The sequence below is a fragment of the Nitrospirillum amazonense genome, assembly GCF_007828035.1.
GTDB classification, from domain to species: Bacteria; Pseudomonadota; Alphaproteobacteria; order Azospirillales; family Azospirillaceae; genus Nitrospirillum; species Nitrospirillum amazonense.
In genome coordinates this window covers 34,750-46,379 of the sequence record NZ_VITV01000011.1, presented here as the reverse complement: position 1 = coordinate 46,379, position 11,630 = coordinate 34,750, and the positions used below count along the sequence as shown (strand labels likewise).

At 68.4% G+C, this 11,630-nt stretch carries 9 protein-coding genes; 3 read left to right on the top strand and 6 right to left on the bottom strand.

Annotated elements, in window-relative coordinates; genetic code table 11:
* Window positions 1-60: 60 nt before the first annotated feature.
* The 3 genes from FBZ87_RS24010 to FBZ87_RS24000 form a co-directional block, all read right to left on the bottom strand.
* Entirely contained in the window at window positions 61-978 is a 918-nt protein-coding gene (locus FBZ87_RS24010) for an ROK family protein (protein WP_145613128.1), read from the bottom strand.
* The gene (locus tag FBZ87_RS24005; protein WP_145613127.1) at window positions 975-2,867 is read right to left on the bottom strand and encodes an alpha-amylase family glycosyl hydrolase; all 1,893 of its coding nucleotides are present in this window, start codon (window positions 2,865-2,867) and stop codon (window positions 975-977) included. Before FBZ87_RS24005 ends, FBZ87_RS24010 begins: the two co-directional genes overlap by 4 nt.
* A gap of 114 nt (window positions 2,868-2,981) precedes the next feature.
* Window positions 2,982-5,447, bottom strand: a complete 2,466-nt coding sequence (locus FBZ87_RS24000) for a TonB-dependent receptor (RefSeq protein WP_145613126.1) — start codon at window positions 5,445-5,447, stop codon at window positions 2,982-2,984.
* A 340-nt stretch (window positions 5,448-5,787) separates the two neighbouring features.
* On the opposite strand from FBZ87_RS24000, the gene FBZ87_RS23995 reads away from it, so the two are divergent.
* Window positions 5,788-7,389 (top strand): sodium:solute symporter, encoded by a 1,602-nt coding sequence (locus FBZ87_RS23995; RefSeq protein ID WP_145613125.1) that lies wholly within the window; start codon window positions 5,788-5,790, stop codon window positions 7,387-7,389.
* On the opposite strand, the gene FBZ87_RS23990 is transcribed toward FBZ87_RS23995, so the two are convergent.
* The 3 genes from FBZ87_RS23990 to FBZ87_RS23980 form a co-directional block, all read right to left on the bottom strand.
* Window positions 7,358-8,455, bottom strand: coding sequence for a LacI family DNA-binding transcriptional regulator (locus FBZ87_RS23990; RefSeq protein WP_145613124.1), 1,098 nt, complete (start codon window positions 8,453-8,455; stop codon window positions 7,358-7,360). The two genes, FBZ87_RS23995 and FBZ87_RS23990, sit on opposite strands and share 32 nt — an antisense overlap.
* A 60-nt stretch (window positions 8,456-8,515) precedes the next feature.
* Window positions 8,516-9,418, bottom strand: coding sequence for an ROK family protein (locus FBZ87_RS23985; protein ID WP_145613123.1), 903 nt, complete (start codon window positions 9,416-9,418; stop codon window positions 8,516-8,518).
* A gap of 79 nt (window positions 9,419-9,497) precedes the next feature.
* On the bottom strand, window positions 9,498-9,938 hold the full coding sequence (locus tag FBZ87_RS23980) for a baeRF12 domain-containing protein (RefSeq protein WP_145613122.1): 441 nt from the start codon (window positions 9,936-9,938) through the stop codon (window positions 9,498-9,500).
* Window positions 9,939-10,343: 405 nt separating this feature from the next.
* On the opposite strand from FBZ87_RS23980, the gene FBZ87_RS23975 reads away from it, so the two are divergent.
* Together FBZ87_RS23975 and FBZ87_RS23970 are read left to right on the top strand one after the other, a co-directional pair.
* A complete protein-coding gene (locus tag FBZ87_RS23975) occupies window positions 10,344-10,928 on the top strand; it encodes a chorismate mutase (RefSeq protein ID WP_145613121.1) in 585 nt (194 codons plus the stop codon).
* Window positions 10,929-11,050: 122 nt separating this feature from the next.
* Window positions 11,051-11,629, top strand: coding sequence for an NUDIX domain-containing protein (locus FBZ87_RS23970; RefSeq protein WP_145613120.1), 579 nt, complete (start codon window positions 11,051-11,053; stop codon window positions 11,627-11,629).
* Window position 11,630: the final 1 nt, after the last annotated feature.

The window sequence follows — 11,630 nt, the reverse complement described above, 5'->3', positions numbered from 1 at the left end:
ATTACGATGGTAGCTTGCTTATTCCGACAGCCGATTGGTGAGTGGTGATAGGGGAGCGACTCAGGCGGAAACGGTTTCAAGGCGCGTCCACCCGAGGGCCAAGGCGCCGGCCAGGCCCGCTTCTCCACCCAGGCCCGGCGCCACGATGAAGCCGGCCAAGCCCTCGGCCATGGCCGGGTGGTCGATGTAGCCGCCGATGTGGCGTTCGGCATGGTGGCGGACGCGGTCCAACAGGCCGGGACGTCCACCCACGCCGCCGCCGATGACGATGCGTTGGGGCGACAGGGCGAAGAGCAGGTTGGCCGCCATCTGCCCCAGATAGTCGCCCACCAGGTCCCAGACGGGGTGGTCGTCGGCCAGGTCCGTGGCCGGCCGGCCCACGCGCGCCTCGATGGCGGGGCCGCAGGCCAGGCCCTCCAGGCAATCGCCGTGATAGGGGCAATGGCCAGCATAGGGGTCGCGGGCCGGGTCGCGCCGCACCAGCAGGTGGCCGCCCTCGGGATGCACCAGGCCGTGCTGAGGACGCCTGCCCACCACTACGCCCACGCCGATGCCCGTACCCACGGTGACGTAGACATGGCTGTCCAGGCCCTGCGCCGCGCCCCAGCGGCCTTCGCCCAGGGCGGCGCCGTTGACGTCGGTGTCGATGGCGACGGGGACACCCAGGGCATTGGCAAAACGATCACGTACCGGCGCGCCGGACCACCCCGGCTTAGGCGTGCGGGTAATGCTGCCGTAGTCCGGGCGGCGGGGATCCAGTTGCAGGGGCCCGAAGCTGGCGACACCCACGGCGTCCAGGCCGCCCATGCGCCCGCCCAGCTCGCGCAATGTCTCGGCACAGCGCGCCAGCGTCTCCTCCGGCGTGGTGGTGGGGATGCGGACGGTCTCGATGGACTGAGGCCGCCCTGTCCCTTCCATGACGGCCGCGCCCACGACGGCCTTGGTGCCGCCCAGTTCCACCGCCCCGACGCGCCTCATGACCGGACCTCGATCCAGCGTGTCTGCCAGGGGCCAAGGGGCAGGGCCGCCGGGTCGACGTCCTCTTCCGCTACCACGTCCCGCCCGGCGAACCCGGTGGGCAGCGATACCGTGACCGTCTCGCCCATCAGGTTGGCCAGGCATAGCAGCGGGCGGGACCCGGTGCGCTGGAAACCCAGCACCCCGCCGGGCAAGCCGGCCAGGGGGCGGGCCGGTTCCGCGCCATGCAAGGCGGGCAAGCCGGCGCGTACCTGGATCAGCCGGCGCAGGGCCGCGCGGAACATGCCTGCGGCGGTGCCGCCGCCACGCTGGGCGGCCCGGTCCCAGTCCATGTGCGGCCGGTGCAGCCAGCGGCCTTCCCCGGCGGGGACGCTAGCCACCGGGGCGTTGGTCAGCGCGACCTCATCCCCCATGTACAGCACCGGCAGGCCATCCAGCGCCAGGGTGACCTGGTACAGCTGCAGCAGGCGCGCCAGGGCGGCATCCGTGTCCGCTTCGCCGGGGTGCCCTTCCGGCCGCAGGCCCACCAGTGAGGCCGCCATGCCGTTGGTGCTGGGTGCGCCGCCGCCATCCGCCTGGAAGGCGGCGCCCAGGGCGTAGCTGCCGGCCGTGGCGCCGGCGTAGAAGGCGGAAACCCGATGCAGCGTCTCTTGCGGGATCAGGGCGGCCAGCGCGTCCCAGATGATGTCGTCATGGCAGCGGACATAGGTGATCCAGGCCGCCTGCCGCGGACGCCCAGCCAGCCGGTCCAGCAGGGCATGGGCGGGGGTCGCGTCGCCGGTCGCCTGGGCCAGCCACAGGGCCGTCATCATGCCGTTGTTGTAGGCCAGGTGGCATTCGTTGGCGGCCGGCTGCCCAGTGGCCTCATCCCGGCCGAAGAAGGACACCACGTCGTCCGGGTCGACGATGGCCTCGCCCTTCAGCAGCACGCCGGGCGCCGCGATGGCCAGCAGCGCCCGCCAGGCCTGCACGATCCAATGGGTTTGGGGCAACCCCCGGCAGGACGTGCCCGGCGCCTTCCACAGGAAGGGCGTGCTGTCCAGGCGGAAGACATCGACGCCCTGGTTGGCCAGGTGCAGCAGCACCTCCAGCATTTCCAGGAACACGGCCGGGTTGGCGTAATTCAGGTCCCATTGATAGGGGTAGAAGGTGGTCCACACCCAGGCGCCGCCGCCATCGCGGGCCAGCGACGGCTCGGGGGTGAAATTGCCCGGCGCCGTCTTGGGGAAGACCTGGCCCAGCGTGGCCTCATAGGCGGCGACCTCGTCCGCGCTGTCCAGCACGTGGTAATAGGCGCGATAGGTCGGGTCGCCCACCAGTGCTGCTTGGGCCCAGGCATGGTCGCGGGCGGTATGGTTGCACACCACGTCCAGGCACAGGGCCATGCCGGCCTGGTGGGCATCCTCCGCCAGCGCCCTCAAATCCTCCGCCGTGCCCAGGCGGGGTTCCACCGAACGATAGTCGGCCACGGCGAAGCCGCCGTCATTGTCGCCGGACTGCGTGGCCAGCAGCGGCAGGGGGTGCAGGTAGGTCACACCCAGTTCCGCCAGATAATCCAGCCGCCGCCGCACCCCGGCGAGCGTGCCGGCGAAGCGGTCGACATAGAAGCAATAGCCCAGCTGGTCCGGTCGCTGGAACCAGTCCGGCTCCGCCTGACGCCGCGTGTCCAGGTCGGCCAGGGCCTGCGGCCGGTTCCTCGCCGCCCGGGTGACGGCCTCACGCACCTGGCCCAGCCAGTGGTCCAGCCAGCGGTCCAGCCAGCGGTTCGGCCAGTGGTCCGGTCCGGGGGTGCCCCCATACAGGCGCCGCAGCAGGGTGTCGGCCACGGGCCAGTGCCGGTCCAGGCGGTCATCCAGGGCCGCGGCCCGGCTGAGGACGGAAGAGGTCATGCCGTGAAAATCCCAGAAGGCTCGATGTCAAAAAGAACCGGCTGGCGGGAGGGTGCCCGCAATGGGCGTCCCACCTGGGGAGGGAAAGATGGGGCCCGCCAGCCGGTGCCAGGGTCAGAAGCTGTATTTGACACCGGTCTTGAAGGTGCGACCGTTGATGGACCGCGCCAGCAGGATGCCGTTGCTGGGCACGGCATCGGTGGTTCCATCCACCTCGGTCAGGCCCAGGGTGTTGAACAGATTGTTGGCGGAGAACGACCAGACGATGTCCTTGGTCAGGTTATAGGTGGCGAACAGGTTGACCTGGGCATAACCGGGCATCACCAGCTTGTTGGTGGTGTCGGCGTAGCTGTCGGTGGTGCCGATGATGTTCACGCCCACGCTGTAATCGTTGCCCACGTAGGACGGGGTGATCTGATAGACGAAATCGGCCTGGCGCTGGGGCACATTGCCCACGTCGCTGGGGGTGATCTCATCCTTGGTGATGCGGGAATGGGTGTAGGTGACGCCCGCGTCCAGCTGGAAGGCGCCGTAACGGTAGCTGGCCTCCAACTCCGCCCCTTCCGCGTCATAGACGCGGGAGATGAAGCGCTGGGTCAGCGAGGTCACGTCCTGGTTGGCTTCCTCGGTGTTGGCGTAGAAGCCGGTGAGGAAGACGCTGAGGCCGATGTCCGACCGCCACTTCACGCCGCCCTCGGCCTGCTTTACCTTGTTCACCGCGTTCTGGTAGGCGGTGGAGCCGTCGGCGTTGATGGAGCCGAAGGCCAGACGGTCGGCGTTGGCGCGTCCACCCTCGCTATAGCGCACGAACAGCGCCAGATCGCGGTCGATGGCGTAGTTCGCGCCAATGGAATAGGAAATGTAGTGCCAGTCGTAGTTGACCGGGCTGGCCGCCAACTGGTTGACCACCGGCACCGTCAGCTCCGGCACCTGCAGCACACCATCCTGGTTCACGTCCAGGGACGTGGTGCCGGTGGGCCCGGCATAGCTGCCTGAGGCATGGCCGTAGTCATAGCGCAGGCTGGCGTCCACCGTCAGCTTGTCCCAGGCCCAGTTCAGGGCGGCGTAGGGCGCGTCGATGTCATAGTGCATGTCATAGCTGCGCACGCAGCAATTGCCCCAGTAGGGCTCGCCATAGGCGAACAGGCCGTTGGAGGTGACGGCCTTGCCGCTGGCGTTCAGCACGTTCAGCAGCACGCCGTCCTTACCGTTGACCGTCTCCAGATAAGTGTTCCAGTGCCAGTCCATGTCGATGTTCTGGCGGGCCTTGTAATAGCCGAAGGAGACGGCGCCCTTGCCCAGCGGCAGGGTGTCCAGCGTCTTGGTGACCTTCAGGTCGTTGGTGTAGGTGCCCAGGTCGTTGAGCTTGACGTTGAACAGGGCGATGCGGGACGCCAGCCCGTTGCCGCCCACGTTGGCGGCGCCGACCGTCTGGCCGGCGTTGGGACCACTGGCGTATTGCAGGGTGGCGCCGGTGCCGCCGATTTCCGTCGCCAGGACGGAGGCGCGGTCCACCTCCTGCGGGTAGGGGCCGACGAAGTCGCCGGTGTTGTCGGCCACGCGGAACTTGTCGTCCAGCGTCCAGCCGGGCGCCACCTCGAATGAGGCCTCGCCGCCGAACGCCGTGCTGACGGGGTGATAACCGTCGCCGATGTTGGTGGTCAGGCGGTTGCCGTTGGCGTCTATCGCCAGGTCCTTGCGGAAGTAGGGTGATTGGAAGGCGCCGCTCAGCGCGTCAAACCCGGCCAGAGAGGAGATGTGCGGGTTGCTGCCGCTGCCGGAAATGGCCAGCGGCACCGGCAGGTAGACGGGCGAGCGGTCATTCAGGTACTTGAAGTCCAGGCGGATGAAGCCCTTCTCCATGTCGTGGGTGACGTTGGCCTTCACCTGGCCGCCGTTCATGGCGTCGTCATAGCCGACGGAACGTGGGCCCTCCCCGGTGTGGTAATAACCGCCAACATGGAAGCGCCAGCCGGGGGCGATGGGGCCGCCATAGGCGAAGTCCGCCCGCGTCTCGTTATAGTCCAGGCCACGAGTCAGGCCGATGGCGCCGCCCTCTTTCTCGCCGGTGTCGCTGACGAAGTTGATGACGCCGCCGGGCGCGTTGCTGGCGAAGGTGGACGCGGAGCCGCCGCGTATGGCCTCCACCCGCGCGATGTTGTAGTCGGCGCGCAGATAGGTGTCGGCGGTGCCGAAGGCGATGTCGCCGAACTGCATGACCGGCAGGCCATCCTCCTGCAGCTGCAGGAACTTCGCGCCACCGGAGGCGACCGGCAGACCGCGGACCGCGATGTTGGCGTTGCCTTCGCCGCCCGACGCCTCGGCCCGGAAACCGGGGATGTTGCGCAGGATGTCGGCGGCGCTGCTGGGCGCGGATTGGGCGATCTGGTCCGGGTTCAGCGTGCTGACCGAGACGCTGGTGTTGAATTTGCTCTGCGGCAGGGCGGTGGCGGTGATGACGATCTCATCCAGGTCCAACCCCTGCTGGGCCGGGCCTTTGGCGGGATCCTCGGCCGCCAGGGCGGGCGTGGCGGTGACGGCGGCGCCCAACAGCAGGGCGCGGGCCAAATGGCGCTTCATGGTGATCTCCCTCGTTCGTTCTTTTTTTGATTGTCGTTTTGGGGCGGCCTCCCCGGCCGCCTCGGACGCCGTTACCCAAACACACGTTACAACCGATTGCAATACCGCTTATAGGCCAGATCTACACGACTTCCAAAAGATCGATGGGCTGATCAAGAAAATGGAAGGGCCAAAATCCAACAATATCAGGCAGTTTCCTTATGAAAATCGACCGACGGCGCCTCCAAGGGCGGCCCAACCCTATACAATCGATTGCAATTTGATCGCAGCGGCGTCAAGGTGCGACCAGTCCGGGTTTGGCCCGGGAGCGAAAGACAAGCAAAATACGAGGGAGGACGGGATGAACGGCGGCAGCCCGCTGGGGTCCTGGGATGTGGCGATCATCCTGGTGTATGTCGTGGCCATCATCGCCATCGGCCTGGCGGTCAGCCGGCGTCAGCGTACGGCGTCGGACTATTTCCTGGCCCACAAGTCCAAAACCTGGCCCGTCATCGGCCTGGCCCTTCTGGCCTCAAACATCTCCAGCACCACGCTGATCGGCCTGGCGGGCGCCGCCTACGACCACGGCATCGCCGTCTTCGATTATGAATGGATGGCCGGCATCGTCCTGGTGTTCTTCTGCATCTTCCTCTTGCCCTTCCTGCTGAAGACCGGCGTCTACACCACGCCGGAATTCCTGGAACGGCGCTATGACCGGCGCTCGCGCCTGCTGTTCTCAGGGCTCACCCTGTTCCTGAACATCGCGGTGGACACGGCCGGCACGCTGTACGGCGGGGCGTTGATGTTCCAGCTGGCCTTCCCGGCCGTGCCCATGGGCGTCATCGTGCTGCTGCTGGCCCTGGGCGCCGGCATCTACACCACGGCCGGCGGCCTGGCGGCGGTCATGGTGACGGAAACCATCCAGGCCGTGCTGCTGCTGACCGCTGCCGCCGTCATCGCCGTCATGGCCTTCAGCCAGGCGGGCGGCTGGGACGCGGTGATGGCAGCCACCAAGCCGGAGATGCTGAGCCTTATCCGCCCGGCCGGCGACCCGGTGCTGCCCTGGACGGGCCTCGTCACCGGGGTGCCGCTCATCGGGTTCTATTTCTGGTGCACCAACCAGTTTATGGTGCAGCGCGTGCTGTCGGCGAAGAGCATCGACCATGGCCGCTGGGGCTGCCTGTTCGCCGGGCTGCTGAAGCTGCCGGCGCTGTTCCTGATGGTGCTGCCCGGCACCGCCGCCCTGCTGCTGTTCCCGGGCCTGCCGCGCGGCGACCTGGTCTACCCCTCGCTGGTGTTCAAGCTGCTGCCGGCGGGCGTCGTCGGGCTGGTGGTGGCGGGCTTCCTGGCGGCCATCATGTCGGCCACCGCCTCCACCTTCAATTCCGCCTCCACCCTGGTGACCATGGATTTCGTGCGCCTGCGCTGGCCACACCTGGGGGAGAAGCGGCTGGTGACCACCGGGCGCCTGGCGACCTTGGCCTTCATGGCCCTGGCCGTGCTGTGGGCGCCGCAGATTGCCCGCTTCGGTTCGTTGTGGCAGTACCTCCAGGCCATCCTGGCCTACGCCGTGCCCCCGGTCGTGGCCCTCTTCCTGGTGGGGCTGTTCTGGGCGCGGGCGAACGCCACGGGGGCTTTCGCCGCCTTCGCCGGTGGGTTGGCCCTGGGCTTGGGCCTGTTCGTCTACTGCGTGGTGCTAGGCCACGGCGGCCCGCACTTCCTGCTGATGGCGCCCCTGCTGGTGCTGGCCTCCGCCCTGATCCTGGTGGTGGTCAGCCTGGCCACGGGCGACGGCAGGGCTGGCAGCGGCGAATCGAAAGAGGGCCCGGCGCTGGTATGGACGCCGGCCGTCTTCCGGGCGGAAACGGCCACCCTGGCGGGGCAGCCGTTGTGGATGAACTACCGCGTGCTGTCGCTGGGCCTGGTGGGCCTCACCGCGATCCTGGTGTGGTGGTTCCGCTGAGGGCGCCGCCGCTGCTGGCCCGCACGACCAGCTCGGTCGGCAGCATGACCGAGCGGGCGGCGCGGCCGGCGATCTGCGCGAACAGCAGGTCCACCAGTAGGCGGCCGCCGGTGGCGGTATCCTGGCGCACGGTGGTCAGGGCGGGGTTGTAGAAGGCCGCCATCTGGATGTCGTCGTAGCCGACCACGGCCACGTCTTCGGGCACCTTCAGACCCTGGTCCTGCAGGGCGCGGATGGCGCTGATGGCGATGACATCGGAACAGGCGAACACCGCGTCGAAAGATGAGCCGCCGGCGATCAGGCTGCGCATCGCCGTCAGGGCTGCGGCGCTGGCGAAGCGCGTGGGCACGTCCAGCGCCGGATCGGGTTCGATGCCCGCCGCCGCCAGGGCCGAGACATACCCCTCATGGCGCAGGCGGATTTCCGGCACCGTCCGCTGGCCCAGAAACACGATGCGCTGCCGCCCCTGGGCGATCAGGTGGGCCACGGCGCGCTCCGCTCCCGCCCGGTTATCGGATCCCACGGTCACATAGTGTTGCTCGGGCAGCTGGGCGCCCCAGACCACCAATGGCATGCCGCGGGCGGCCAGCCGCTCCAGCCCCAGATGGGCGGTGCTCTGACCGATGGCGATCAGCCCGTCCACCCGCCCGGTGTCGACCAGGTCGGCCATGCCGTCCGTCCGTCCGGGACCGATCTTGGACAGCAGAAGATCATAGCCGTGGTCGGCAACGGCGTCGGCGATATGGCCCAGCAATTCCAGGAAGAACGGGTCGGAAATGGGCTGGTCGTGTTCATGCAGCAGGGGGATGACCACGGCGATGGTGTGCGTGTGGCCCTTGCGCAAACCCTGCGCCCGCGTATCGACCCGGTAGGAATGGGACTCCACCAGGGCCTGGATGCGGGCCCGCGTCTCCTCGTTCACCAGCGGGCTGCCGGACAGGGCGCGTGATACGGTCGATTTGGAAACACCGGCCATACGCGCGATGTCGTCCATCTTGACCGCGCCCATCTTGGCCCTGGCCTGGCCTTCCTGCGTCGCGGCCGTTGCGGCCGGCTTATCAGCCATGTCCTATTCCTGACAGTTCAACCAGCGGACCATACAACAGCGGGTCTGGATTGCCGACGGTCATGGCGCGTCCCACCCCAGGGCCAAGGCGCCGGCCAGACCCGCCTCCACGCCCAGGCCCGGCGGCACGATGAAGCCGGCCAAACCATCAGCCAGGGCGGGGTGGTCGATGTAGCCGCCGATGCGGCGTTCGGCATGGTGGCGGACGCGGTCCAGCAGGCCGGGACGTCCACCCACGCCGCCGCCGATGACGATGCGCTGGGGCGACAGGGCGAACAGCAGGTTGGCCGCCATCTGCCCCAGATAGTCGCCCACCAAGTCCCACACGGGGTGGTCGTCGGCCAGCTCCGTGGCCGGCCGGCCCACGCGCGCCTCGATGGCGGGGCCGCAGGCCAGGCCCTCCAGGCAATCGCCGTGATAGGGGCAATGGCCAGCATAGGGGTCGCGGGCCGGGTCGCGGCGCACCAGTAGGTGGCCGCCCTCGGGATGCACCAGACCGTGCTGCGGCCGGCCACCCACCACCACGCCCACACCGATGCCCGTGCCCACGGTCACGTAGATATGGCTGTCCAGGCCCTGGGCAGCACCCCAGCGGCCTTCGCCCAGGGCGCCGCCGTTGACGTCGGTGTCGATGGCGACGGGAACATCCAGGGCATTGGCAAAACGATCACGCACCGGCGCGGCGGACCACCCCGGCTTAGGCGTTCGGGTAATGCTGCCGTATTCCGGGCGGTGGGGGTCCAATTGCAGGGGGCCAAAGCTGGCGACACCCACGGCGTCCAGGCCGCCTATGCGCCTGCCCAGCTCGCGCAGCGTCTCGATGCAGCGCCCCAGCGTCTCCTCCGGCGTGGTGGTGGGGATGCGGACGGTCTCGATGGACTGAGGCCGCCCTGTCCCTTCCATGACGGCCGCGCCCACGACGGCCTTGGTGCCGCCCAGTTCCACCGCTCCGACGCGCTTCATGCCTGCCTCCCGCCTTTGAGGCAGGCATCCTGCCAAGGGCGGGGCCGTCTGACAACGATGGCAGTTGCCGGCCCCGTGGTCAGGCGGCCAGCAATTGCTGGATGTCCGGCACGGGCAGGTTGGTCAGGTCCTTGGCGACCTCCGCCACGATGACGTCACGGGTCGCCGGGGTCAGATGCTTGCGCAGGATACCCAGGGCGCGCGGCGGGGCGGCCAGCACCATGCGGCCGACCGTGCCGGCCTGCACCATGGTGTCCAGATGCCGCGCCACGTGGGCCAGGAATTCCGCCTCCGCCTGTTCCTGCCAGTCGGTTTCCTCCGTGGCGCTGCGCACGGTGCCCATGCCGAAGCGCCCGGGCTGGTCGGTGCCCAACTCGCGGGTGGGGGTGGTCGGCCGCGTTTCCGTGTGCTGGACGGTCAGGTTCAGGGCTTGGGCGTCGCCATCGTTGCGCAGGACCAGCATCTTGGCGCCGTCGCATGTCACGATCCAGCTGTGCCGGGCAATCACAATACCGTCCATGATCTTATCCCTCCCAGTCGATGCTCGTTCGTCACCCTAGCCTTCGGGACCCTAGCCTTCGGGACCCAAGCTTGCGGGCGACGCCTGCCGGGGAACGAAGGACCGTGGGAAAGGTTCCAGCCCTTCATGCCTGCGATTCCTCCCGCCGGACCGGGCTGCACGGGGATCCAAGGGACGTGCGACACAGGGCGGAATCGACAGCTGGCCCGATGGGTGGAAAATTTTGCGGCCATCCCGAAGGCTGGGGATTCCGCTTGTCTCCACACCCGTCCGCACGCCAGTCTGAGGCGGGAAAGCCAGACCAAGCCTTGAAAGGGGAACCATGACCGTCGCGTCCAACGACCGCCGCCTTGATGGAATCCCGCTCCGCATGGATCGTCGCTTCACCGGAACGGATGGTCGCTGATGGTTCGCTGGTGTCTCCTGGCCTGTGTCGCCCTGGGTATGGCCGTCATCGGCATGGCTTCCCCGGGCAGGGCCGCTCCGCCGGCGGACACGGCTGACAGCCTGCGGGCCGTGGTCGAAGCCTCGGCCGATCGCCTGGCATTGGCCCATCAGGTGGCATTGTCCAAGTGGGACAGTGGTGCCGCGGTGGAAGACGGCGGACGCGAGGCGGTGGTGATCATGAGCGCCGTCTCCCAGGGCGAAGGCCAGGGGCTGGAGCGCATCTGGGTGGCCAGCGTTTTCCGCGCGCAGATTGAGGCCAACAAGCTGGTGCAATACGGCTTGATTGCGGACTGGGCGCGAAGCGGGGCGGCGCCGGACCATGCGCCCGTCGATCTGGTGCGCGATGTGCGTCCGCAGCTGGACACGGCGCAGAAGGCGCTGATGGCCGCCCTGCCGGGCGTGGCCCCCTTGCGCGCGCGGAAGACGTGCCGGGCGGAGGTGGCGGCGGCGGTGAACGATTATCTCTATCGTCGCCAACTGCCGGCGGGCACGCTGGACGCCATCGCGCTGGACCGCGCCATGGCCGGGGTGTGCGGCGGCTAGCCCTGCGCGTGGGGCGCAGGTGGGGTTCGCGCCCGGGGGGATGCGGGCGGAACCGGTCTTGGGACAGAATGGTTGCCGTATCAAGCCAGCGCCCTGCCGCACCCATACGAAAGCGTATCCCCATGAAAGACCGCATTCGCGTTCGTGAGGACCGTCTCCTGTCCAAGGGCTGGTCCGAACTGCGCAGCGTCACCTTCGACTATCACCGTCGCGACGGTGACTGGCAGACCATGACGCGCGAGGTTTATGACCGGGGACACGGCGCCGTCATCCTGCCCTATGACCCGGTGCGCGGCACCGTGCTGCTGATCCGCCAGTTCCGCTATGCCGCTTACGTCGCCGGCTACACGACCCCCATGATCGAGGCGGTGGCCGGCCTGCTGGACGACACCTCGCCGGAGGAAACCATCCGCCGCGAGGCGGAGGAAGAGGCCGGCTGCCGCATCGGTGAGGCGCGCAAGGTGTTCGAGTCCTTCATGAGCCCTGGCTCCGTCACCGAACGCCTGACCTTCTTCGTGGCCCCCTACAGCGCCGCCGACCGTGTCGGCGCCGGCGGTGGCCTGGTGGCGGAGGGCGAGGACATCGAGGTGCTGGAGCCCACCCTGGATGAGGCGCTGGCCATGGTGGGCGACGGCCGCATCGTGGATGCCAAGACCATCATGCTGCTGCAGTACGCCAAGCTGAACGGGCTGGTGGGCTGAT

Bases quoted from the DNA above. Each gene is read 5' to 3' on its own strand.
- FBZ87_RS24010 (WP_145613128.1), bottom strand. From the start codon at position 978: ATGAGGCGCGTCGGGGCGGTGGAACTGGGCGGCACCAAGGCCGTCGTG.
- FBZ87_RS24005 (WP_145613127.1), bottom strand. From the start codon at position 2,867: ATGACCTCTTCCGTCCTCAGCCGGGCCGCGGCCCTGGATGACCGCCTG.
- FBZ87_RS24000 (WP_145613126.1), bottom strand. From the start codon at position 5,447: ATGAAGCGCCATTTGGCCCGCGCCCTGCTGTTGGGCGCCGCCGTCACC.
- FBZ87_RS23995 (WP_145613125.1), top strand. From the start codon at position 5,788: ATGAACGGCGGCAGCCCGCTGGGGTCCTGGGATGTGGCGATCATCCTG.
- FBZ87_RS23990 (WP_145613124.1), bottom strand. From the start codon at position 8,455: ATGGCTGATAAGCCGGCCGCAACGGCCGCGACGCAGGAAGGCCAGGCC.
- FBZ87_RS23985 (WP_145613123.1), bottom strand. From the start codon at position 9,418: ATGAAGCGCGTCGGAGCGGTGGAACTGGGCGGCACCAAGGCCGTCGTG.
- FBZ87_RS23980 (WP_145613122.1), bottom strand. From the start codon at position 9,938: ATGGACGGTATTGTGATTGCCCGGCACAGCTGGATCGTGACATGCGAC.
- FBZ87_RS23975 (WP_145613121.1), top strand. From the start codon at position 10,344: ATGGTTCGCTGGTGTCTCCTGGCCTGTGTCGCCCTGGGTATGGCCGTC.
- FBZ87_RS23970 (WP_145613120.1), top strand. From the start codon at position 11,051: ATGAAAGACCGCATTCGCGTTCGTGAGGACCGTCTCCTGTCCAAGGGC.